Consider the following 22,609-nt stretch of genomic DNA (forward strand, 5'->3'; position numbering starts at 1 on the left):
AGGCCTGGACGTGAGACCTTCGACTCGCAAGCTCGCTCAAGGAGCAGGGGCGAGGTCGCGCAAGGAACAGAGAACGAGGCATGAACTCGGAATTCACCCGAAGATCGCGCGGGCGCCCCGGTACTGGTCGAGAGGGACGTTCTTGGTATGGCCGACCGCTTCGGAGAACGGGACCCGTTCGATGTCCATGCCGCGCAGCGCAACCATCTGGCCCCAGGCCTGATCGGCCACCATGTCGCTGACTGCCTGACCGAAACGGGTGCCGAGAACACGGTCCCACGCGGACGGCACGCCACCGCGCTGGATGTGCCCGAGCACGGTCGCCCGGGTCTCGATGCCGGTCTTCTCCTCGATGAGCGGTGCGAGGATCTCACCGATCCCGCCGAGTCGCGGACGGTTGAAGCCGTCCATCCCCTTGTGCGAGTGCGCCTCGTCCATATCCGGCAGGGTGAAGCCTTCGGCGACGACCACCATCGGAGACCGTCCACGCAGTCGAACGCTCTGCACCCACTCGCAGATCTGATCGAGGTTCTCCGGCTGTTCCGGAATCAGGATCGCGTGCGCGCCGCCCGCAGTACCGGCGTACATCGCGATCCATCCGGCGTGCCGACCCATCACTTCGAGGACCATGCAGCGCTTGTGAGAGTTGCCGGTGGTCCGCAGCCGATCGACGGCTTCGGTCGCGATCTCGACGGCGGTGTTGAAACCGAAGGTGTAGTCCGTGGCCTCGAGATCGTTGTCGATGGTCTTCGGCACGCCGACGACGGGGATCCCGTCCTCATACAAGCGATTCGCGGCGGCCATCGTGCCGTCTCCGCCGATCGCGATCAGACCGTCGACGCCGAGCCTGCGCATGTGGGCCTTGATGTTGTCCGGAGTTCCGTCGGGTTCGGTGTAGGGACCGAATCGACTGGTCCCCAGAATCGTTCCGCCCTGTGACGAGATACCGCGGACCACGGAGCGATCGAGCGGCATGACATCGCCGTAGACGAGACCTCGGTAGCCGCGCAGATACCCGACGAACTCCTGATCGTGCAGCGTCTCTCCCTGAAGAACCGTTCCGCGGATCACCGCGTTGAGTCCTGGGCAGTCGCCGCCGGAGGTCAGGATGCCGAAACGCCCCATGCCGGGAGTCCTCTCGTGTCGCGGCGGCGCGTGGACCGCACCGCTGATGAGTTCAATGACAACACTTTTCGCGGCGCAGAGTCGGGCGGACGGCCTACTTGAGTCCGTTCTCGTACGCGAAGACCACCGCTTGGGCTCGATCCCGCAGGCCGAGTTTGGCGAGCACATTGCTCACGTGGGTCTTCACCGTCTGTTCGGAGACGAACAGGTCGACGGCGATCTCCGCATTCGACTTGCCGTCGGCGACCGTCTCGAGCACCTCCCGCTCGCGCGGAGTGAGCACGTCGACGGCAGTCGTCACCGGCTTCGCCGCCCGAGAGGTGACCTCGGCGATGAGGCGCCGCGTGACCGACGGCGCGAGCAGGGCGTCGCCCGCCGCGACTACGCGGACCGCACGGACCAGCTCGTCGGCCGGTGCGTCCTTGAGCATGAATCCGGAGGCCCCGATCCGCAGCGCGGAGTACACGTAGTCGTCGATGTCAAACGTGGTCAGCATCAACACCTTGGTCGACGATCCGCTCGCGATGATCTGCTCCGCGGCCCACAGACCGTCGCGGCGCGGCATTCGGACGTCCATCAGCACAATGTCGGGCTGGAGGCGTTTGCAGATCTCAACGGCCGCGATCCCGTCTTCGGCGTCCCCGAGCACTGAGATGTCGGGGGCGGCGTTCAAGAGCGCGGCGAAACCGGCACGGACCATCGCCTGATCGTCGGCGATCACCACAGTCACTGACACTCGATAGACCCTATCGAGTCGACAGCGGGATACGAGCGGTGACGGCGAATCCACCGTCTGGGGTGGGACCTGAGGACAACCCGCCACCGACGGCCGACGCCCGTTCGTTCATCCCGATCAGCCCCTGACCGCCACCCGGACGGATCGTGTGATCGGGGTCGGCGCTCGGCCCGTTGACCGTCGAGACCACGACGGAGTCGCCGTCCCGGTCGAGTCGGACGACGATGGCCGCGCCGGGCGCATGACGAGCGGCGTTCGTCAGCGACTCCTGCACGATGCGGTAGACGGCGGCGCCCGCGGCCCCCGGGTCGTTCCATTCGTCGAGGCGGTCGGCGAAGTCGACAGTCACGCCTGCCGCTCGAACAGAGTCGATCAGGTCGGGCAGGTCGCCCACGCCCTGCATCGGACTCAGGTCGGCAGAACCCGTGCCGCCGTCCGCATCGGTATCAGAAGGCCGGAGAACACCGAGCAACTGACGGACCTCGTCGAGCGACTGACGCGCCGCCTCGGCGATCGCGGTGAACTCGGCGTCGGCGCCGGGGCCGATCGTCTCCGCCGGGTCGGCGGCCGCCAGCCGGTACTTCGCGGTCTGCGACATCACGACGACCATCGACATCCGGTGTGCGACCACGTCGTGCAGCTCGCGGGCGATCCGGGTCCGCTCGGCGAGCACCGCCTCCCTCGCCTGTGCGTGCTCGGTGGCACTGACCTGCTCCGAGATCACCTTCTGCGACGTCACTCGATACCTCACGAACGACGTCCCGATGGCGACGACGAACAAAGCGAAGATCCATCCGATGCGCATGTCGGGGCCCAGTCCGACGAAGAACGCACCCGCTGTGATCACGGTGAGGACCGGGATCCGGTCGAGGTTCTGTGTCAGCAATGCTGCGAACGTCATCGCGAGCAATACCAGGAACATCGACACCGGCATCGGAATGACGTCGGCGGAACGCGGAATCAGGCTCGTCGCAGCGGCCGTCACCGTCACCATCGCCCAACCGGTCCGCACTGCTTTCGGGCCGGCGAACATCAACGCCAGCGGCGCACACGCCGCGATCGCGAACGCGGGAAGCAAGTACGCCGCTATCTGATGAGTCTGGGCGACGGTCGGCCAGGTGATCGACGTCATGATCACGGCGAGCAGCATGCCCAACCAGTTCCACCGGTTGTTCAGGTAGTGCCGGACCGCGGGATCGGGCACGGCGTCGAACGACACGCGGTTCAACGCGGATCGGGTACGGGTCAGACGTTTCACCCGTCAACCGTAGATCGGCGAACACGTCGGACACCTCCCCCACGAGAGGGAGATCCGACTCCGCCCGCAGGGTGAGAGATCACCGTGCCCTGCCCGAAACGTAGGGCCCCACAATCGCTTTCGCGGGCGATCCGGCCTGGTGCCCGGGCCCGAGAACGTTGACGTCATGACCGAGAACCTCACTCTCCGCGCTGTTGCCCGTCGTGTCGTCGCCGCATCCACGATCGCCGTGTTCGCCACCCTGGTCCTCGGCACGACAGCTGCGGCGGCCGCCGCATCGGGCGCGCCGACCACGATCGGGCCGATCACGAACCCAGCCGAGAAGACGATCGCTGCGCTGGTCGGTGATCACCCGGAGCAGGCACTGACTGCACTCCCCTCCGACTTCCCCGCAGTAATGGGCTACCGACCGGGCGTCGAGGACGGCAGACCGGTCAACACCACGGGCGACTGTTCGTCGCCCGTCCCGATGCCTGACCGATTCGAGCCGCTGTGTCGAAGTCACGACTTCGGATACGACCTGCTCCGCTACGGCGATCGGACGGGGAGACCTGCCGCACCGTGGGCGCGGCTCGCGCTCGACGAGATGCTCGTCGACGCCATGCACCGGTCATGCAGCAACCCGATGTGCGATGCCGCCGCGAGTCTCGCCGGAGTCGGACTCGATGCGAACTCGTGGAGACAACACTGGTCGGCCCCGGTTCCGGAGTCCGCGGGCGACATGGCCGCGTCGGCGGCCCTGCGTGTCACCGAATCACTGGCGGGTCGACGATGAGCGCGCCGCGAATCTCGTCCGCCGCCCTACTCGGCGGTCTGATCGGTTGGGCGCTCTCGCTCGCACCCGGCCAGCTGCCCCGTGCGGCGATGGTGTCGGCGGTGGTCGGCACCGTCTTGATGCTGCTCGGGATGGGCCTCGGAGCCGTCGGGGCCCGCCTGGGCAGGCGCCGGGTCGCATCGTCCGAACTCGTGTCGGCGGTGACCGTGGCGGCGGCCGCGGCGATCGTCGGTGCGCTGTGGTGGCAGACCCGTGTCGCCGACAGCGTCGGTGTCCCGACGCCCGGTCCCGTGTGGGTCGCCGCAACAGCGGGCGTGCCGCTGACCGTCGGTCTGGCGCTCGTATCGCTACCCGGTCGGGTGTGGGCGGTCGGCGCTCTGCTGACCGCGCTCGTCGCCGGCCCCGCAGCCCAGGCGCGCGCCGCCGCCCCCGATGTTCCGGCTGATCCCGCGTTGAGCTACTCCGTGCTCGACTCGACGTCCGATGTCGACGCCAGAGCGCGGGCGCTCGTCGATGAGTGGGCGCAGAAGCCGCGCACCGACGCGGTCGTGGTGATCGTCCCGACCGGGTCGGGGTGGGTCGACGCCAGCGCGGTCGAAGGCTTCCGCCGTCATTTCGACGACGACGTCGCATTCCTGGCGATGCAATACTCCGACGTCCCGTCGTGGCAGGCCTACGTTCGGTCGCCTGCCGCCGCGAGCGACAGTGCGATCGCCGTCGTGCGTGCACTCGATCGCCGGATCAGCACCTCGCCGGACCGACCCGACGTCTACCTGTTCGGCCAAAGTCTCGGCGCGGTCGGCGCAGACGCCGCGCGGGCGTGGGCCGAGGACCATGCGGTCGCGATCGACGGGACGGTTCTGTCCGGTCCGCCTGCGGGGACGATCGAGTCTCTCCCCGCATGTGAGCCGAGGGTGGTGCTGGTGAATGCCACCGACCCGGTCGCCGACTTCGACACGTCACTGACGTGGCACGCCCCCCGACAACGCCGACGGAACGACGACGGTCGGGGCGCCACGACAGCAGCTGCCCTGGGTTCCCGGGCTGTCCCTCATCGGGACCGCTCTCGATCTGGCCGTCTCACTCGACGGCCCGGTCGGCACCGGACACCATTACGGGATCGAGCAGGGTCTCGCCGTCGGCGAGCTCCCGCGCGGATGTCAGACGATCGGACCTCGTGCGGCTTCGTAGGCCGCACCGACACGGTACAGCCGGTCGTCGGCCAGCGCGGGCGCCATGATCTGCAGGCCCACCGGAAGCACTGCGCCACCGTCGGAGGCCGTGCCCGACGGCACCGACATGGCGGCGGTCCCCGCCAGGTTGACCGGCAGGGTGCACAAGTCGAACAGGTACATCGCGAGCGGGTCGTCGACCTTCTCCCCAAGTTTGAACGCTGTGGTGGGTGTGGTCGGGGAGATCAGGACGTCGACGTCGGCGTAGGCCTTGGCGAAGTCCTGCGCGATGAGGGTGCGGACCTTCTGAGCCTGGCCGTAGTAGGCGTCGTAGTACCCCGAGCTCAGCGCATATGTGCCGATCATGATGCGGCGCTTCACCTCGGGACCGAAGCCCGCCGCGCGCGTGAGCGCCATGACCTCGTCGGCGCTGTGTGTGCCGTCGTCGCCGACCCGCAGGCCGTACCGCATCGCGTCGAAACGCGCGAGGTTGCTCGAGACCTCCGACGGCAGGATCAGGTAGTAGGCGCCGAGCGCGTAGGAGAAGTTCGGGCAGTCCACCTCGACGATGGTCGCGCCGAGCGAGGTCAGCGTGGCACACGCCTGCTGGAACGACTCGAGGACACCCGCCTGGTAGCCCTCCCCCTGCAACTGCTTGACGACGCCGATACGGACGCCGTTCAGATCTCCGGCCGCGCCGGCCCGAGCCGCGCCGACCACGTCGGGCACCGGGACGTCGATCGACGTGGAGTCACGCGGGTCGTGTCCGGCGATCACCTCGTGCAGCATGGCCGTGTCGAGCACGGTGCGGCCACACGGTCCACCCTGGTCGAGCGACGACGCGCATGCCACGAGACCGTAGCGCGACACCGTGCCGTAGGTCGGCTTCACACCGACGGTCGCCGTGACCGCGGCGGGTTGCCGGATGGAGCCGCCGGTGTCGGTGCCGATCGCCAGCGGCGCCTGGAACGACGCGAGCGCCGCCGCGCTGCCGCCGCCGGAACCGCCGGGGATCCGGTCGACGTCCCACGGGTTGCGCGTCACCTGGTAAGCGGAGTTCTCGGTGGACGATCCCATCGCGAACTCGTCCATGTTGGTCTTGCCGAGGATCGGGATGCCCGCAGCGCGCAGTCGTTGGGTGAGCGTCGCGTCGTACGGCGAAACCCATCCCTCGAGGATCTTCGAACCGCAGGTGGTCGGGGCGTCGACGGTGGTGAACACGTCCTTGAGCGCGATCGGGACGCCTGCGAGCGCACTGGGCGCCTCGCCCGCGGCGATCGCGGCGTCGGCAGCCTTCGCAGCGTCGAGCGCCTCTGCGGCGCCGACGTGCAGGAACGCGCCGAGCTCCCCATCGATCTCGGCGATGCGATCCAGGTGCGCCTGTGTCACCTCGACGGACGACAGTTCACGTGCGGCGATCTTGCCTGCGAGCTCCGCGGCGGTCAGCCCGGTGATCTCGCCTGCTGTTCGGGTGGTGGTCTCGGTCACTGTTCCTCCCCGAGGATCTGCGGGACGGCGAAACGATCCTGTTCGACGGCGGGTGCTCCCGACAGCGCCTGCTCGGGCGTGAGCGACGGCGAGACGACGTCGGGGCGGAGCACATTCTGCAGGTCGGCGGGATGCGCCGTAGGCGGAACGTCGTCGGCGGCGACTTCGGCTACCTGTGCGACGTGCGTGAGGATCGAGTTCAGCTGCCCGGCGTACTGGTCGAGCTCGGCGTCGGTGAGCGCCAAGCGCGACAGACGCGCCAGGTGCGCGACCTCGTCGCGGCTGATTGCGGACTCAGGTTCGGATGACATCGCCGGACCTTTCTCGCCTACGGCCCAGATGGGTGGACGCAGGGGGGTAGACGCAGATGGATGGATGCAGTCAAGGATATGGGACCGCCGTCGTCACTCCGCAGTCGCCTCCATCCCCAACTGGCATGTCCTACATTCAGACGAACGATTGTGCGCCCTCCACTGGCCGACACTCGCCGAGCGACGTAGCCTGTGGCCATGATCATCGTCACGACCAACGAGCTGCCCGGCTACCGGATCGAGCATGTCTTCGGCGAGTGCTTCGGCCTCACCGTGCGCTCGCGTCACATCGGCTCCAACATCGGAGCGGGGTTGAAGTCGCTGGCAGGCGGTGAGCTCAAGGGCATCACGCAGCTGCTGCACGAATGCCGCCAGGAGGCCCTCAGTCGCCTCGCCACCGAGGCTCAGGGGCGCGGCGCGAACGCCGTGGTCGCCTTCCGCTTCGAGACCACCGAGTACGCAGGCGGCGGCGGTGTTGAAGTGTGCGCCTACGGCACCGCGGTCGGTGTGCGCTCCGTCGACGGCCAGGCGCCGCCGCAGCAGCAGTTTGCACCCCAGGGCCACCAGGTCGCTCCCGGCCAGCCTGCTCCGCAGCAGTAATCGCGTTGTCGTACCTGCTGCGCCTGCGCCTCTCCGACCGCCCAGGCAGTCTCGGCATGCTTGCGGTTGAGCTCGGTGCGGTCGGCGCCGACATCCAATCACTCGAGGTGATCGAGCGAGGGGACGGATACGCGGTCGACGACATCGTCGTCGAACTGCCCGTCACCGCCCTGCCCGACACTCTGATCACCGCCGCCGAGAACGTCCACGACGTGCACGTGGAATCGCTCCGACCATTCTCCGACGTCCTCGACACACATCAGGAGTTGGAACTGATCGACGTCGTCGCGACAGCCGAGACGGACCGTTTCCAGGTGCTCGTCGACCTCGCGCCGCGGGTGCTGCGCGCTTCGTGGGCGATGATCGTCGCGCGCCCTGGCGTCGACGTCCTCACCTTGTTCGGCAGTTCCGGCGCCCCCGAGACTCCGCTCGAACAGGCCGACTGGCTTCCTCTTCAGGCCGCGACCAGCTTCGCTGGCGACCTCGACTGGGTTCCCCAGATCTGGCGCGACATGGACACCACACTCGCCGCCGCTCCCCTGGGCGACGGCGCGAAGGCGCTGGTCCTCGGCCGCACCGGCGGGCCCGACTTCCGGCCGTCCGAGGTCGCGCGCCTGGGTTACCTCACCGGGATCCTCAGCACCGTCATCGATCACGGACGCTGACCACTCGACGGGCCGAGCTCACTCGATGAGCGGGGTTCACTCGATGGGCGGGGCACCCGTCTCGAGCAGCACTTTGAACCCGTCTTCATCGAGGATCGGCACGCCGAGATCTTCGGCCTTCGCCGCTTTGCTGCCCGGGGCGTCGCCGATGATCACGTAGTCGGTCTTCTTCGACACCGATCCCGATGCCTTGCCGCCGCGCGCGATGATCGCCTCCTTCGCACCGTCACGCGTGAAGTCGACGAGCGAACCGGTGACGACGAGCGTCTTGCCTTCGAGGGTCCGCACGACCGTCTCGTCGACCTCGTCCTCCATGGACACGCCCGCGGCACGCCACTTGGCGACGATGTCGCGATGCCAGTCGACGGCGAACCAGTCGTGGACACTGGCCGCACGGGTAGGTCCAAGACCGTCCACCTGTGCGAGCTCCTCGACCGACGCGTTCTCGATGGCCTCGAGCGACCCGAACGCCGTCGCGAGGGCACGGGACGGCGTGGGGCCGCAGTGACGGATCGAGAGTGCAACAAGCACCCGCCAGAGCGGGACGTTCTTGGCCTTGTCGAGATTGTCGAGGAGGCGCCGCCCGTTGGCCGAGAGCGCACCGTCTTTGGTCGTGTAGATGTCGGTTCGGAGCAGGTCGTCCTCGGTCAGCGAGAACAGATCACCCTCGTCGACGAGCACGCCGCTGGACAGAAGCGCCTGAGCACCCTCGTATCCAAGTGCTTCGACGTCGAACGCGCCGCGTCCCGCGAGGTAGAACAATCGTTCCCGCAACTGGCCGGGGCACGTCCGCTGATTGGGGCAACGGATGTCTTTGTCGCCTTCCTTGGCGGGAGCGAGCGTGGTTCCGCACTCCGGGCATTCGACGGGCATCACGAACTCGCGTTCGGTGCCGTCGCGCAGTTCGACAACAGGCCCGAGGACTTCGGGGATCACGTCGCCCGCTTTGCGAATCGTGATGGTGTCGCCGATCAGCACACCTTTGCGTTGCACTTCGAAACCGTTGTGCAGGGTCGCGCGGGCGACCGTCGACCCGGCGACGGTGACCGGCTCCATCAACGCCCACGGGGTGACGCGCCCGGTGCGCCCGACGCCGACCATGATGTCGAGGAGTTTGGTGGTGACCTCCTCCGGTGGGTACTTGTAGGCGATCGCCCACCGCGGCGCGCGGGAGGTGGCTCCGAGCCTTCGCTGCAGCGTCACATCGTCGACCTTGACGACAAGACCGTCGATCTCGTGATCGAGTTCAGGCGAATGACGGTTCTCGCCCCAGTATGCGACCGCTTCGAGAACTGTGTCGGCACCGACCACCTTGCGGGTGTGGGTCGACACCGGCAGCCCCCACTCGGCCAGCGCGACGTACGCGTCGTGCAGCGAATCCGGCCGCCACCCGTCGATCCGGCCGATTCCGTGGCAGATCATCCGTAGGTTGCGCCGGGCCGTGACCTGGGGGTTCTTCTGGCGCAACGAGCCCGCCGCCGAGTTGCGGGGATTTGCAAACGGCGCCTTCCCGTCGGCGACGAGCGACGCGTTGAGAGTCGCGAAGTCCTCCAACCGGAAGTACACCTCGCCGCGCACCTCGAGGAGTTCCGGGACCGGACGCACGTCCGACGACAACTGGTGGGGCACTCCGACGATGGTGCGCGCGTTGAGTGTCACGTCCTCGCCCGTGCGGCCGTCGCCGCGCGTGACGCCCCGGACGAGTGTCCCGTTCTCGTAGACCAGAGCGAGCGCGACTCCGTCGATCTTCAGTTCGCACAAGAAATCGATCCCGGCGCCCGCATCCGCCTCCGTCCGCGACACCCAGCCGCGCATCTCGTCGGAATCGAAGACGTTGTCGAGAGACATCATCCGCTCGAGGTGGTCGACGGACGCGAAGTCGGTGGAGAATCCGCCTCCGACGAGCTTTGTCGGCGAGTCGGCGACCGCAAGCTCCGGGTGCTCCTCCTCAAGCGCCGTCAGCCGCTTGAGCAGGGCGTCGAACTCGCCGTCACTGATCGTCGGCGCATCCTGGACGTAGTAGCGGAACTGATGTCCGCGCACCTCGTCGGCGAGCTCGGCCCATTCGCGGGCAGCGGCGTCGGAGGGCGTGGGCGTCTGGGCGTCGGTCACCGGTTCAGATTAACGCAGCCCTCCGACAGGTCCCGGAGGCGATTACGCTGGCCACATGCCGCACCCGATCATGTTCGACGACGCCGACCCGATCCTCGCGCTCCTGCGTGAACGTGCACTCGCCCTACCCGAGGCCACGGAGAAGACTGCACACGGTCGTCCGACATTCCGCTGCGGGAAGATGTTCGCGATGTACGGCGGCTCCCGCAAAGGCGAGACGAAGGTCCCCCACGACAACGCGCTGCTGTTCGTTCCCGATCCGCTGGAACGCGACGCCCTTGAACAGGATGAACGCTTCTTCGTTCCCGCATACGTCGGCGCATTCGGCTGGCTGGCGATCGACCTCGCGCTCGACTGCGACTGGGACGAGGTGTCTGAGCTCCTCGACGCCGCATTCCGACAGATCGCACCCAAACGTGCGATCGCGCTGCTGGACGGATAGTCCGCCGGGGACGACCGGGCGGCGGGCGAACGGCCGGCTCAGAGGGCAGCTGGGTCTGATGCGAGGAGTTCGGCGGTCTGCGAGGCGACGCGCAGGGCGGTCGCGGCCCACGACGGCTCAGCGTCGGCCAGGCCGCTGTGCGGTGTGACGACGACGTTGTCGCGCAGGACGGTGCGATTCATGCCGATCTCGTCCATGAGACGAGCGAGGCCCTGAGCGATCTCGTCGGGCCGCGGCTCTGCCGCCGGACGCGTGGTCGGGACGACGCCCGCGAGCATCACGCCACCCGCATCGAGAAACTCGGCCATCCGGTCCTTGCCGACGTCCGTCGTCGGGGTCGACAGATCCACTGTCACCGCGTACGAGGGCAGCATGCGGACAAGAGCGGACTGCGGAGTGCTCGCGCCGTGCAGGACCATCGGCGTGCCGATCGCCGCGGCCATCTCCTCGAAGCGCTGAACGATCAGCGACATCGGCACCGGCGGGATGGCGTCGAGCCTCGTGAGCGGCTGCACACTGCCGTTCAGCACGGCATCGATCTGCTGTTCGTCGAGTTGCACGACGATCTCCGCGCCAAGCCTGCGCCGCAGCTCCTTCACATGCTCGACGAGACCGTCGGTCATCGACGCGACGACGTCCAGTCGGGCGCCACGGTCGCGAACCACCTTGTGCCCGTTCCGGAGTTCAACCTGCGCCGAATAGGTGAACGGCCCGCAGAGCTGGACTTTCAGAAGCTTCCCGGTGTCGATCAGACCGTTCGAGTCCCAGTGCTCCTCGAGTGCGTCGAGATCCCTCGCCAGCAGATCGCGTGCTCGCCTCGTCACCGACCCGGGACGGGACGTGAGGCGGTAGGTGTCGTGGACCATCTCGAACGGCATGTCGATGAGGACCGCGCCTGCACGCCCGACGGGATCGGCTCCGACACCCCTAGCGGGCAGTTCCGGAACAAAGGCGAAGTCGGTCTCCCCCGATACGACGGCGACCGCTTCCACGGGGTCGACACCCGGCATCGGTCCGAGCCCGGTGCCGAGTCCCGTCGGCACCCGAGATCCGGCGAATGTCACCGAGTGGCCTCGACGGTGTCCGCGATGCGGCTGCATCCGAGGACCAGGTCGCCGTTCGTATCATCTGCGGCGTAGAGCACTGCCGCCTGGCCCCGCGCGACACCGCGCAACGGGGACCGCAGGTCGATGCGAACGCCCGGCTCCCCGTCGATCTGGATCGGGGTGGCGACGGCAGGCGCGAGACCACCGTGTGCGCGCACCTGGACGGTGCATTCGACGGGCCCGTCCGGCGTCACACCCGACGTCCAGACAGCACGGGCCGCGACGATCGACGAGACGTCGAGGTCGGCGGCCGACCCGACGGTGACCGTGCCCGACTCCGGGTCGATGCCGGTCACGTAGCGCGGGGTTCCGTCCGGGCCGGGACCCTCGATGCCCAACCCCTTGCGCTGCCCGATGGTGAATCCGTGAACACCGTCGTGGTCGGCGAGCTTCTCCCCCGTCGACTTCTCGATCACCGCACCGGGGCGGACGCCGATCCGCGCTCCGAGGAACGCACGGGTGTCGCCCGTCGGAATGAAGCAGATGTCGTGAGAGTCGGGCTTGTTCGCCACCGACAGTCCTCGGCGTTCCGCCTCTTCGCGGATCTGCGGCTTCGGGGTGTCGCCGATGGGGAACATCGCCCGCGACAACTGCTCGTGGTCGAGCACGGCGAGCACATACGACTGATCCTTGTCGGCGTCGACGGCCCGTCGCAGCTCCCCGTTCGCCAATCGCGCGTAGTGGCCGGTCGCGAGGGCGTCGAAGCCGAGCGCCTCGGCCCGCTCGGCGAGCGCCGAGAACTTGATCTTCTCGTTGCACGACAGGCACGGGTTGGGCGTCTCACCGGCGGCGTACGACGCGACGAACTCGTCGATCACGTCTTCCTTGAACCGGTCGGCGAAGTCCCACACGTAGAACGGGATGCCGAGCACGTCGGCGGCGCGGCGGGCGTCGTCGGCGTCTTCGCGCGAGCAGCAGCCGCGCGATCCGGTGCGCAGTGCGCCCGGCGCTGTCGACAGTGCGAGGTGGACGCCGACGACGTCGTGTCCGGCTTCGACGGCTCGGGCAGCGGCGACCGCCGAGTCGACTCCACCGCTCATCGCTGCAAGTACACGCATCAGCGTCTCCCTCCTGTTCGAGATCCCGCACTGAGCAGGCCTGCTGCCCGAGCCCGGTCGACCACGTCGCCGATCACGTCGGCGACCGCGGTCACATCGTCGTTGTTGTTGTCGTGGGCCAGCGAGAAGCGCAACGAACCGCGCGCCGTGCCCATGTCCAGCCCCATCGCCAACAGCACATGACTCGCGGCCGCCACTCCCGCGGTGCACGCGGAACCCGTGGAGCACTCGACCCCCTTGGCGTCGAGGAGCATGAGCAGCGAGTCGCCTTCGCAGCCCTCGAATGACACGTGGACGATGCCCGGCAGCGCATCGGCCGCGTCGGGCCGTCCGACCGCGCCGTTCACTCGGACGCCGCCGACCGCGACCAACACGTCTCGCAGGCGATCGCGAAGCGCGACGACGTGAACGTTGTGTTCGTCTCGACGGGTGACGGCCGCGCGCAGCGCCGCCGCCATCCCCGCGGCCGCAGGCACGTCCTGGGTGCCGGACCGAATGTCACGTTCATGGCCTCCGCCGTGGAGCAGCGGGGTGCACGCGACGTCGCGCTGCAACAGCAGTGCGCCCGAGCCCTGTGGCCCGCCGAACTTGTGACCTGCGATGCTCAGCGCGGACAGCCCGCTCTCCGCGAAATCGATGGGCAGGTGCCCCGCCGCGGCGATGGCGTCCGAGTGCACGGGCACGCCGTACTCCGCGCCGAGCCGAGCTACCTCGGCGATCGGCTGGACCGTGCCGACCTCGTTGTTCGCCCACATCACCGAGATGACCGCCACCGACTCGGCGTCGGACGCGAGCAGTTCACGCAACGCGGCGACGCTGACCACCCCGGCCTCGTCGACGGGCAGCACTGCGAGGTCCGCGCCCGCCTCGTCGGCCAGCCACTGGGCCGGATCAAGGATCGCATGATGCTCGACCGCCGATACCACGACGGTGCGACGACGGTCGTCCTCGCGTCGTCGGGCGGCGTAGATGCCTTTGAGGGCGAGGTTGTCCGACTCGGTGCCGCCGCTGGTGAAGATCACTTCGGAGGGCCTGGCCCCCAGATCGCGCGCGATCGACTCGCGCGACTCCTCGAGGATGCGACGTGCGCGTCGTCCCGAGCCGTGCAGAGAGGATGAGTTCCCCGGACGTGCCCAGGCCGACTCCATCGCCGCACGAGCCTCCGCGACGAGGGCGGTGGACGCTGCGTTGTCGAGGTAAGCAGGGTGCTGGGGCGTGGACATGACCCCACCACGATAGCCGCGTCCGGTGAAGGGTAAAAAATCATCGGACCACTTGGCCGACTGCGAGGACGCCCGCCGGGTCGTACTGCCCGGCGAGTGCGATGAGCCACGCACGCGTGTCGTCGTCGTAACAGCGGCCGATCACCGATGGATCGGAGGCCGCCGTGAAGTTCGGCAACCGCGAGCCGTCGCTGAACGACGCCAGCGCCTGCAGCAGAGACCCGACTGCCTCGGGAACGAGATCGGCGATCGGCGGAACGAGTACACCCACGATCTGAAGGTTGGCGGCGGCGGCGCGATGACAGAGTGCGCTGGGGTGTTCGGAGGGGCGGCTCAGCGCGCCGCCGAGGAGTCGCATCTCGACCATGAGCAGCGGGCAGTGCGCTGCGGGGCCGGCCTGTTCGAGCAGCGCTGCGATCGTGTTCGGCGTCACCTCGCCGAGCAGTACCGAATCCTCGAACACGGGCATGGGATCCGCCGGATCGGCGTGGACTGCGCCGATCGCCGCGTACGGCAGCGGAGAGACGGCGTCGAGCAGCGGCACCGCGACGTCACGCATCGGTGCGAGTATCGACGCCGCTGTCGCCGGGTCGGCGAGACTGACGAACCGCACGGCGACCGTGAGTCGTCCGGCAAGCATCGGCGGGACCCCCGGCATATCGGGAAGGCGAAGAAGCGCGACGGACGTGTCCGCGTCGTCTGGCAGCGTGTCGATCCACGCGTTCCAGGCATGCAGTACCGCGTCTGCGTGATCACCGTCGAAGTACAGCGCACCTCCGTAGAACCCGCGTATCGGGAGCAGATCGATCAGCGCGTCCACCACGATTCCGAGCGTTCCTTTGCCGCCCCGGAGACCCCAGTACAGTTCGGCGTTCTCGTCCGGCGCCGCTCGGCGAATGCTCGCATCGCCGGTGACGACGGTGAACTCACGCACGTAGTCGGCGGAACTGCCGAGCGCCCGCACCATCGGGCCGATTCCGGCGCCGGTGAGCAGTCCGACGACGCCGACCGACGGCGCGGAGCCGCACACCGGTGCGAGGCCGAGCGGAGCGGCGGCGTCGATGACGGCCTGCCAACGCAGTCCGGCCCCGACGCGTGCGGTGCGCGCGGACGCGTCGACGTGCAGCCCGGCGAGTCCGCCGGTGCGTACGAGCAGCGTGTCTCCGCCGATCGGAGTGGCGCCGTGACCGGTGGCGTGGACGGCGACAGTCATTCCGTTGTCGGCCGCGAACGCGACGACAGCTGCCACGTCGTCGGCGTCGACGACGTCGATCACCGCCCACGGGTGACGAGACACGGTCGCGTTGAACGAGATCGTCTCGTACGCGGGATCCGCCGGCCGGTGCACGTCGCCGCGGACGGCTGCGCGCAACGAGGCGATGTCGGCACGATCAATGCTGCGGGTCGATTCGGTGGTCACGTCGAACTCCTCATCCTCGGCCACGGCCGAGTGCCGTGGGCGGTGAGGTCAGAGTGGCTCCGACTCGTTGTCGGTCTCTTGGAGCCTGCTTGGACGGTCGGTTCGTCGTGGACCGAGTCACCCGTGCGACGAACCCGAATCCGCGAGGAATGCGAGCGCGCTCGCCTCGACTCGTGGGAGCCCGAGCCGGCGAGCCCGCTCGACGATCGACTCGAGAGCCGCAGTGCGGTCGGGTCCGTGCGGGGCGCGTGAGATCTCGACGAGACGACAGCGGAGCGAGCCCGACGGGCTGTCAGCAGACGTGCAGAGCACTTGCGCCCGTTCCAACGCTGCGTCGCCCTCCGCCTGCTGGTCGAGCAGATAGTGCAGGCGGGCCACGGCGAGGTCAACGGGCCCCACACACCCGACTTGCCCCACCGTCGCGATGCAGCCGCTGAACGGCGTGAGGTAGTTCAGAAACCTCGGCGCGTGGTCGACGAGCTGCAACTCGGCGACGAGGTCGGCCAGGACGGTCGCCTGAGCGAGCGACGTCCAGAACATCGGATGATCGTCTGTGGACCACACATCGACCATGTCGCGCACGGTCGCCACGTCGCCCTGCGTCCACGCGACGGTCGCGACACCGGCGGCCATCAACCGGGACACCTGATTCTCCGGCGCTTCTGCGACCACGGCCGCGGCCCAGTCCATGCGGCCTGCTTCGTCGGTGCCGAGCACTTCGTCGATCAACTCACCGACGCCCTGCTGCCCGGCGAGTGCCATCAGAGCCAGCATTCCCGAGCCTGCAACGTACAGCTCTGTCTGCTGGTGGACGGCCATCGCGACGCGGAAATGATCCCGCGCCAGATCAAAGTCGGCATGCCACACCGCCAATGCCATCTCCATCCAGCGGAGTTGAGCGCGCAGCACAGGCAGGCGCATGCGTTCGCTGCCCGCGATGGCCCGCTCGAGGTGAGCCACCGTGGTCTGCAGGTCTCCGACAGTGAGCGCGGCCATCGTGATGACCGAGTCGGTGATCACCGAGTCGACGTCGGCGTCGGGGTGCGGGTGGGCAGCTATCCGCCGCGCGAGGTCCATCTGCTGGTGAGCGTGGGATGCCACACCGGAGTAGGTGATCAGTCGGGCGAGTGCGGCGTCGGCGGCGGCGGCCGGATCACCGAGCTGAGCGGCCGCGGCGTCTGCACGTTTCAGCAGCCCTGCGACGACCGAGCCGTCGTGGTGATAGCAGTGCCCGATCGCGAGGGCCCCGAGGATTCCGACGAGCGCGTCCGGCCGGTCTGCGAACGTGTCCACGGCGTGCTCGAGCACGGCGTGAAGCGGTCCGGGTTCTTCAGCGGGCGACATCCACGGCCACCCGCCGCCCGCCCTCAACAAAGTCCTCGCCACACGGCCGGCGGTGTCGGCAGCGCCGTCGTTCACGGCGTCCCGGAGACGGTTCTCGACGGTGTCGAGCACCGACTGAACCCGCCCTGCTCTGGCATAGGCGTCGAGCATCGCGACGAGGAGTTCGTCCCGGTGCGCGACGTCGGCCTCGCCCCCCACCAGCGACTCATACGTCGTGAGGGCGCAGCCGTACCAGTACGCGGCGTTCTCGGAGTCCCAGCGGACGGTGGCGTCCTTCGCCGCTTCCCGGCAGGCGGCGACGACAGTGTCGACATCCGCGACCGGAAGCGCGTCGAGGAGGTGCGCCGCCCGTGCTTGGGACGCTCCCGGACCGTTGAAGTCGTCGAGGACGTCGGCGATTCTCATGTGCATGCGACATCGTCGCAGTGGCGCCAACGACGACGACGCCTGTTCACGCAGCAATGCATGCGCGAAGGAAGGCTGACCACCGGACGATCCCCAGACGACGATCCGCTCGTCTGCGGCCTCATCGAGGCAATCGGCGACGTCGGTCGGCGGTCTGTCCATCACACGTGCGAGGAACGGGACGTCTATGTCCTCACCGAGCAACGCGGCGTAGCCGATCACTTCACGCACCGGCGGGTCGAGGGTGTCGAGTCTGCGTCCCAACACCGAGCGCACGGCTTCGGGCATCGTCTCGGCGCGCTGCCCGGCAGACAAGCGCGCGTACTCGGTGACGAACAACGGGTTGCCTCCGGTGCGTTCCGCGATCTCAGCGGCGTCCTCCGACGACACTCCCCCGTCCGTGACGGTTCGCACGAGGGCGACGCCCTCGTCGAGTGTCAGGCGTGGAACCACCACGACGTCGCCGCCCGCCCGTATCAACGCGCTCCGGAGTCGCACGGTGGCCGGTCCCGTCTCCTCCTCGCGAATGGTCATCACCACGGTGAGGTGTGCTCGCGTCGTCACGGACGCCAGGTAGCCGAGGAGGCCCGACGTCATCGGGTCCGCCCAGTGAACGTCATCGACGACAACGGTGACGGGGGTTCCCGCGCTCGCAGTCTCCAGCAACTCCTGGACACGCTCGTACACGGCGAATCGAGCAGTGTCGGCGTCCACTCCTGCGGGGATCGACAATACTTCGTCGGGGTCTGCACCGAGCGCACGGCACAGTTGCCGTAGCGGCCACCACGCCGGAATCCCCTCGGTGTCGGGGCACCTCATCCAGACCGTCCGCTCACCGTTCTCGTCGGCGAGGCGGGACGCCTCCTGAGCGAGCCTCGTCTTGCCGATTCCGGCCGGGCCGACGAGCGCGAACCATCGGGTGCCCGAGCGTGTCGGCGAGTACAACGCGCGGATGCTCTGGACGAGCGCCTCCCGGCCGACGAGTGGAGCCGGGTGGGCACGCGCGGGCCCGTCGACGACCGCGGATTGGCGACCGGCCGCCGGTTCACGCGCAGTCTCGGCACCGGACCAGTGTGGGGGACGCGGCCACGCGGCGATCTCCGGGTCTCGACGCAGAATCGCGGCCTGCAGTTCTGCCAGCTCGACCCCCGGGTCGAGGCCGAGTTCGTCCGCGATCACACGAGCGTGGTCGGTGAACACTGCGAGAGCCTCGCCCGCGCGACCCGCACGGTACAAGGCGATCATGTGCAGCCAGACTCCACGTTCTCGGAGCGAATCAGCGGACCGGAGTGCCGCGATCTCGCCGAGCGCCCCACTGACCTCACCACGCGCGAGCGTCGCGGTCACGTGGATCTCGGCCACGCCGAGCCGAACCTCGTGCAGAGCCGCCGCCGTCACCGACACCCAGTCGCGATCTCCGAACTCGTCGAGCAGGCCGCCGTTCCAGAGGGCGGCGGCTCGAACGGATGTGTCCTCGGCGTCCTCCCAGCGCTGCTCCCGGCGCGCGTCTTGAGCAGAGCGAGCGAACCGTTCGAACTCGGCGAGGTCGAGAGTGTCATCGCCCACCACGAGCCGGTAGCCGGGACTGACCCGCTGAATCGGCGACGCCTCACCGTCGGTGTCGCGCAGGAGTCGTCGCAGGTTGGACACGTACGCCTGCAGGCTCGTGTCCGCCGCGGCGGGCGGGTCATCGCCCCACACCGCGTCGATCAGCCGATCACGTGACACCACTGCGCCCCGATGAAGCAGGAGCACAGCGAGGACAGCACGCTGTTTCGGTGAACCCAGGTCCACTGGGGTGCCGTCTCTCACGACGGCGAGCGGTCCGAGCACCCGATACTCACGCATCGACTCGCCCATTCACCCAGTCATTCTACGGCTCGAAGGTCCGCGACCGTGCCGATGTGCGAGGTTGGTCCGCCGAGGTCGTCCATACGATCCACAGTTTCCGGCTCCGCCTGCTCCGCACGTGCTCCGCCCAGGGTCACGGCGGCGACCACGGCGCCCACGAGTGCGACCGCACAGCTGATCCACAAGGCGCTGACGAGGGCCGCGGTGAACTCGTCAGCGGCGTCAGGCACAAAGGCCGACCGGGACGGGAACACCGCCCCGAGTGCGGCCACACCGAGTGCGATGCCGGATTGGCGGAACACGTCGTTCACCCCGGTGGCCAGACCGACATCGTCCGTACCGCTCTCGGACAGGACGATCGCCGACAGCACGGGGTTGAACACGCCCGCTCCGACGCACGCCAAGAGAAAGCCGGGAACCAGATTCCACCCGTTGCCGTCGACGGTCGCAATGGTCATCCACGCCATCCCTCCCGCGACTCCCGTCAGCGCGAGCGTTATCAGAATCCGCGGAGGGACCACGCCCATCAACTTGTCGGTCGCACCGGCCACCAGCAGCATCACCATGGTGCCCGGAAGGTAGACGAGCCCGGCATGGATCGGCGACATGCCGAGCACTCCCTGCAGGTAGAGGGTCACATAGACGAACACCGCGAACATGGACGCCGAGATCGCGAAAGTCGCGAGTTGAGCTCCGACGAATGCCCTGGTGGCGAACAGCCACAGCGGAAGCATCGGTTCGTCGACGACTGCCTCTATACCGATGAACATCACGAACGCGGAACCCGCGACGCCGAACATGATCATCGTGCGCGATCCCGTCCAGCCGCTCTCCGCGGCTTGGAAGAAGGCGTCGGTGAGGGCTGCGAGCGCAACGATCGCGGTCACCTGTCCGGCCCAGTCGCCGCGCCGTGGCGCAGCGCTCCGCGACTCGTCGATCCAGCGAACTCCGATGAGCATGGCGAACCCGACCGGCACATTGATCAGGAAGATCGCCCGCCAGTCGAGCCATTCGGTCAGCACTCCGCCGAGCAGCGGACCGACCGCGAACGCTGCACCGATCGTCGCCCCGTAGGCGGCGAGTGCCGTCGTCCGCCCTCGGCCCGCGGGAAACGCGTGCGCCAGCAACGCCAGCGACGTAGCGAACAGCAGCGATGCGCCGAGGCCCTGCACCACTCTGGCCACGTTCAGGAACAAGATCCCGTCGGCGACGGCGCACAGCGCGGACGCCACGGTGAACACGACGGCGCCGATCACGAACACTCGGCGTCGTCCCGACCTGTCGGCCCACGCACCGGCGCTCAGCACCGTCGCCGCCAGCGCCAGGGTGTAGCCGTCGATGACCCATTTGAGGGCACCGAGGTCGGCGGCCAAGTCGAGCGACACCGCCCCGAGTGCGGTGTTGACCACCGCGATGTCGAGCATCAGCATCGCGGTGGCGGTGCACACGACCGCGAGTGTGACGCGGCGGCGAATGTCCCATCGGGGATTCGGATCAGTCATGAGAGTCCTCTCGAGTAGTTCGACGAGGACAGCGTGATCGTGGCCGCTTGGAACGGTCTTGCCGTCGACTTGGCGCACGAAGCGCGGCGTGGCGCGTCAGGCCATCGAGGACTCGGCCGGTGCCACTCGTGTGACGTCCACCGTCACCATGCGATCGGCCAGATCGGTGGCCGGGTTGATGAGACCCTGTGCCGCCCGAGCCAGCTCGCGCCGGTCCGGGACGGGAAGTTGCAGGTCGAACACGGTCAGTGTGACGGTGAGGTCGCGTGCCGAGACGATCCGCATGAACGTCGAGCCGATGGTGTCGTCCCCGATGAATCCGGCGAGTGCGGTCGGGCGACCGGCTTCGCTGTACGAGAGACGCATCGGCAGGACCGGGACGCCGGCGTCGACGGCCGCTTGGAAGAACGCGGGGCGGAAGCGTCCCGACGCCGCGCCGCACCATGTGGTGCCTTCCGGGAAGACCGCGACCGCGCGGCCGCGGTCGAGGATTCCAGTGACCTTCTCGACGATCGGAACCAGCAGTCGGAGGTCACCGCGCACGTGTGACAGCACTCCGAACGATCTGGCGATGATACCGAATCCCGCCATCTGGGCCACTTCGCGCTTGGCGACGAACCGCGCAGGCGCCACCGAGGCCATCGCCACGATGTCGAGGAACGAGACGTGGTTGGCGACGATCAGCGCGCCGCGCACCACTCGAGCGTTGTCGGGTCGGTGATCTTCGACGGTCAGGCGGACGCCCATCGACCGGAGGCACAATCGTGCGCTCGATCGCCAGTAGCGGTGACGAGCGCGTCGCGGTACCAGCATCGTCATCGTCCCGACGATCAGGAGCGCGGTCGAGATGACGCAGAACCCGGTCAGTCGTGCCGCGGAACGGGCTCGTGAGGCGCGGTCGACGTCGGGCACGCATGCCGTTCCGCAGGGGCTCAGCGGCACCCACGGGTTGACGGTCGTGTTCGTCATGGTGTCGCTGCCCGGCCCCTACTGGTCCGCGCTCTTCATCCGGGCCATCGCGCCGCGGAGTCGTTCGACGTAGCGTGACTCGCCCTGGTGGCGGTCGAGGACGGTCAGGAAGTCGCCGACGTCGAACACCTCGTCGAATGCAGGTTCGCCGCACACCCTGGCGCCGAGTCTCGTGTAACCCTTCAACAGGGCGGGGAGACGGAGAGTCTCCGGCGGCTCCAACTCGTCGAGTGACTTGCCGTCCACCTCGACCCGGATGTGCGGGAACGCCTGCCATGCACCGCGGTACTTGTCGCGGGAGAGGTCGCGAATGCCGCGGAGCTCACGTCCGCGGCCCAGCGGCGATTCGAGTGGCACGGACACGCAGCCCATCATGTAGCGGTAGGCGCCCTCCTCGAGGTAGCCGAGCAGCGCGGCCCAGAGCATCGCCGTCACCGATCCACTGCGGTGTTCGGGGTCGACCACGGCACGGCCCATCTCAACGGTCTCCCCGCGGATCGGGTCGAGCTCGTCGAGATCGAACTCGCTCGCCGAGTACCAGCCGCCCGCCGCGATGGCGCGCGGCGGCGGGAGGACACGGGCGCAGCCGACGAGTTTGTCGGTCGGGAGGTGACGCACCAGGAGATGCTCGCAGAAGTCGTCGAACCGGTCGGCGTCGCGACCCGATGCGGCGTCGCCGATCGAATCGGAGTATCCGGGTTCGTTGTTGAAGACGTCGAAACGCAGACGCTGTGCCGCGTCGACGTCGGTCGCGTCCTCGGTGATCGTCACTTCGTAGTCGCCACCCGCCAGGAGGACGCGGCGAGTACGTGCGCTGTTCGCTGCAACCTGAATCACTGTCATGACTGCAGTCAAGGCGATCCGAGCGGCCTCGCGGTCACGCCGACGTGTCGTGTTCGCACACGGCCCGTGAACTCCTCGACGCGTCGTTTCCCGCCCCGCAACCCGGACGTTTCACCGATGTTCTGTTGGTCCCAGACGCGGGACACCCCGCCGCACCGGGTGCGACGGGGTGTCCCGTGGATGACTCACCGGAGGGTGATCACA

Annotated in this window: 18 protein-coding genes and 1 pseudogene; 4 read left to right on the forward strand and 15 right to left on the reverse strand. The window is 68.3% G+C overall.

Features of this window, described 5'->3' with window-relative positions:
• Nucleotides 1–93: 93 nt before the first annotated feature.
• The 3 genes from JVX90_RS11750 to JVX90_RS11760 all read right to left on the reverse strand — a co-directional run bounded on the left by JVX90_RS11750 (nucleotide 94) and on the right by JVX90_RS11760 (nucleotide 3,119).
• The gene (locus JVX90_RS11750; protein WP_205328954.1) at nucleotides 94–1,125 is read right to left on the reverse strand and encodes a 6-phosphofructokinase; all 1,032 of its coding nucleotides are present in this window, start codon (nucleotides 1,123–1,125) and stop codon (nucleotides 94–96) included.
• Between the two features lie 94 nt (nucleotides 1,126–1,219).
• Entirely contained in the window at nucleotides 1,220–1,861 is a 642-nt protein-coding gene (locus tag JVX90_RS11755; RefSeq protein ID WP_205328955.1) for a response regulator transcription factor, read from the reverse strand.
• Between the two features lie 10 nt (nucleotides 1,862–1,871).
• Nucleotides 1,872–3,119, reverse strand: coding sequence for a sensor histidine kinase (locus JVX90_RS11760; protein WP_205328956.1), 1,248 nt, complete (start codon nucleotides 3,117–3,119; stop codon nucleotides 1,872–1,874).
• A 166-nt stretch (nucleotides 3,120–3,285) separates the two neighbouring features.
• Between JVX90_RS11760 and JVX90_RS11765 the strand changes: the two genes are divergently transcribed.
• Nucleotides 3,286–3,894 carry a hypothetical protein gene (locus JVX90_RS11765; protein ID WP_205328957.1) on the forward strand — a complete coding sequence of 203 codons (609 nt, stop codon included), beginning with the start codon at nucleotides 3,286–3,288 and terminating at the stop codon, nucleotides 3,892–3,894.
• 347 nt (nucleotides 3,895–4,241) lie between these two features.
• On the opposite strand, the gene JVX90_RS20575 is transcribed toward JVX90_RS11765, so the two are convergent.
• The 3 genes from JVX90_RS20575 to gatC form a co-directional block, all read right to left on the reverse strand.
• Nucleotides 4,242–4,730: a hypothetical protein gene (locus tag JVX90_RS20575; protein ID WP_240193873.1), complete on the reverse strand. Its 489-nt coding sequence runs from the start codon at nucleotides 4,728–4,730 to the stop codon at nucleotides 4,242–4,244.
• 324 nt (nucleotides 4,731–5,054) lie between these two features.
• Complete coding sequence (gene gatA / locus JVX90_RS11775; RefSeq protein ID WP_205328958.1) at nucleotides 5,055–6,554, reverse strand: Asp-tRNA(Asn)/Glu-tRNA(Gln) amidotransferase subunit GatA; 1,500 nt, start codon at nucleotides 6,552–6,554, stop codon at nucleotides 5,055–5,057.
• Nucleotides 6,551–6,865, reverse strand: a complete 315-nt coding sequence (gene gatC / locus JVX90_RS11780; RefSeq protein WP_205328959.1) for an Asp-tRNA(Asn)/Glu-tRNA(Gln) amidotransferase subunit GatC — start codon at nucleotides 6,863–6,865, stop codon at nucleotides 6,551–6,553. Before gatC ends, gatA begins: the two co-directional genes overlap by 4 nt.
• Nucleotides 6,866–7,063: 198 nt before the next feature.
• Here gatC and JVX90_RS11785 point away from each other — a divergent pair.
• Both JVX90_RS11785 and JVX90_RS11790 read left to right on the forward strand, forming a co-directional pair.
• Nucleotides 7,064–7,384, forward strand: a pseudogene (locus tag JVX90_RS11785) (YbjQ family protein); the annotation flags it as partial.
• Between the two features lie 86 nt (nucleotides 7,385–7,470).
• A complete protein-coding gene (locus JVX90_RS11790) occupies nucleotides 7,471–8,130 on the forward strand; it encodes an amino acid-binding protein (RefSeq protein ID WP_205328961.1) in 660 nt (219 codons plus the stop codon).
• A 36-nt stretch (nucleotides 8,131–8,166) separates the two neighbouring features.
• Here JVX90_RS11790 and ligA read toward each other — a convergent pair whose 3' ends face one another.
• Nucleotides 8,167–10,242: an NAD-dependent DNA ligase LigA gene (gene ligA / locus JVX90_RS11795; RefSeq protein WP_205328962.1), complete on the reverse strand. Its 2,076-nt coding sequence runs from the start codon at nucleotides 10,240–10,242 to the stop codon at nucleotides 8,167–8,169.
• A 55-nt stretch (nucleotides 10,243–10,297) separates the two neighbouring features.
• Between ligA and JVX90_RS11800 the strand changes: the two genes are divergently transcribed.
• Nucleotides 10,298–10,684: an MmcQ/YjbR family DNA-binding protein gene (locus tag JVX90_RS11800; protein ID WP_205328963.1), complete on the forward strand. Its 387-nt coding sequence runs from the start codon at nucleotides 10,298–10,300 to the stop codon at nucleotides 10,682–10,684.
• Nucleotides 10,685–10,722: 38 nt separating this feature from the next.
• Here the strand turns inward: JVX90_RS11800 and JVX90_RS11805 are convergent, their stop codons facing one another.
• From JVX90_RS11805 to JVX90_RS11840, 8 genes are all read right to left on the reverse strand, one after another.
• Nucleotides 10,723–11,748 carry a vitamin-B12 independent methionine synthase gene (locus JVX90_RS11805; protein ID WP_205328964.1) on the reverse strand — a complete coding sequence of 342 codons (1,026 nt, stop codon included), beginning with the start codon at nucleotides 11,746–11,748 and terminating at the stop codon, nucleotides 10,723–10,725.
• The gene (gene mnmA / locus JVX90_RS11810) at nucleotides 11,745–12,848 is read right to left on the reverse strand and encodes a tRNA 2-thiouridine(34) synthase MnmA (RefSeq protein WP_205328965.1); all 1,104 of its coding nucleotides are present in this window, start codon (nucleotides 12,846–12,848) and stop codon (nucleotides 11,745–11,747) included. The genes JVX90_RS11805 and mnmA overlap by 4 nt, the downstream gene beginning before the upstream one ends.
• Nucleotides 12,848–14,071 (reverse strand): cysteine desulfurase family protein, encoded by a 1,224-nt coding sequence (locus JVX90_RS11815; protein ID WP_205328966.1) that lies wholly within the window; start codon nucleotides 14,069–14,071, stop codon nucleotides 12,848–12,850. The genes mnmA and JVX90_RS11815 overlap by 1 nt, the downstream gene beginning before the upstream one ends.
• Before the next feature lie 40 nt (nucleotides 14,072–14,111).
• Nucleotides 14,112–15,491 (reverse strand): FAD-binding protein, encoded by a 1,380-nt coding sequence (locus JVX90_RS11820; protein WP_205328967.1) that lies wholly within the window; start codon nucleotides 15,489–15,491, stop codon nucleotides 14,112–14,114.
• A gap of 117 nt (nucleotides 15,492–15,608) precedes the next feature.
• The gene (locus JVX90_RS11825; protein ID WP_205328968.1) at nucleotides 15,609–19,100 is read right to left on the reverse strand and encodes a BTAD domain-containing putative transcriptional regulator; all 3,492 of its coding nucleotides are present in this window, start codon (nucleotides 19,098–19,100) and stop codon (nucleotides 15,609–15,611) included.
• Between the two features lie 8 nt (nucleotides 19,101–19,108).
• Complete coding sequence (locus JVX90_RS11830) at nucleotides 19,109–20,593, reverse strand: MFS transporter (protein ID WP_205328969.1); 1,485 nt, start codon at nucleotides 20,591–20,593, stop codon at nucleotides 19,109–19,111.
• Between the two features lie 96 nt (nucleotides 20,594–20,689).
• Entirely contained in the window at nucleotides 20,690–21,562 is an 873-nt protein-coding gene (locus tag JVX90_RS11835; protein ID WP_205328970.1) for a lysophospholipid acyltransferase family protein, read from the reverse strand.
• 18 nt (nucleotides 21,563–21,580) lie between these two features.
• Nucleotides 21,581–22,405, reverse strand: a complete 825-nt coding sequence (locus JVX90_RS11840) for a GNAT family N-acyltransferase (protein WP_205328971.1) — start codon at nucleotides 22,403–22,405, stop codon at nucleotides 21,581–21,583.
• Between the last annotated feature and the right edge of the window lie 204 nt (nucleotides 22,406–22,609).

It is taken from the genome of Gordonia sp. PDNC005 (assembly GCF_016919385.1).
Lineage (GTDB): Bacteria > Actinomycetota > Actinomycetes > Mycobacteriales > Mycobacteriaceae > Gordonia.

What these genes read in the sequence shown, in the direction of transcription:
- JVX90_RS11750 (WP_205328954.1), bottom strand. Translation starts at nt 1,125, where the DNA reads ATGGGGCGTTTCGGCATCCTGACCTCCGGCGGCGACTGCCCAGGACTC.
- JVX90_RS11765 (WP_205328957.1), top strand. Translation starts at nt 3,286, where the DNA reads ATGACCGAGAACCTCACTCTCCGCGCTGTTGCCCGTCGTGTCGTCGCC.
- JVX90_RS20575 (WP_240193873.1), bottom strand. Translation starts at nt 4,730, where the DNA reads ATGGTCCTCGGCCCACGCCCGCGCGGCGTCTGCGCCGACCGCGCCGAG.
- gatC (WP_205328959.1), bottom strand. Translation starts at nt 6,865, where the DNA reads ATGTCATCCGAACCTGAGTCCGCAATCAGCCGCGACGAGGTCGCGCAC.
- JVX90_RS11800 (WP_205328963.1), top strand. Translation starts at nt 10,298, where the DNA reads ATGCCGCACCCGATCATGTTCGACGACGCCGACCCGATCCTCGCGCTC.
- mnmA (WP_205328965.1), bottom strand. Translation starts at nt 12,848, where the DNA reads ATGCGTGTACTTGCAGCGATGAGCGGTGGAGTCGACTCGGCGGTCGCC.
- JVX90_RS11815 (WP_205328966.1), bottom strand. Translation starts at nt 14,071, where the DNA reads ATGTCCACGCCCCAGCACCCTGCTTACCTCGACAACGCAGCGTCCACC.
- JVX90_RS11825 (WP_205328968.1), bottom strand. Translation starts at nt 19,100, where the DNA reads ATGGGCGAGTCGATGCGTGAGTATCGGGTGCTCGGACCGCTCGCCGTC.
- JVX90_RS11830 (WP_205328969.1), bottom strand. Translation starts at nt 20,593, where the DNA reads ATGACTGATCCGAATCCCCGATGGGACATTCGCCGCCGCGTCACACTC.
- JVX90_RS11835 (WP_205328970.1), bottom strand. Translation starts at nt 21,562, where the DNA reads ATGACGAACACGACCGTCAACCCGTGGGTGCCGCTGAGCCCCTGCGGA.
- JVX90_RS11840 (WP_205328971.1), bottom strand. Translation starts at nt 22,405, where the DNA reads ATGACAGTGATTCAGGTTGCAGCGAACAGCGCACGTACTCGCCGCGTC.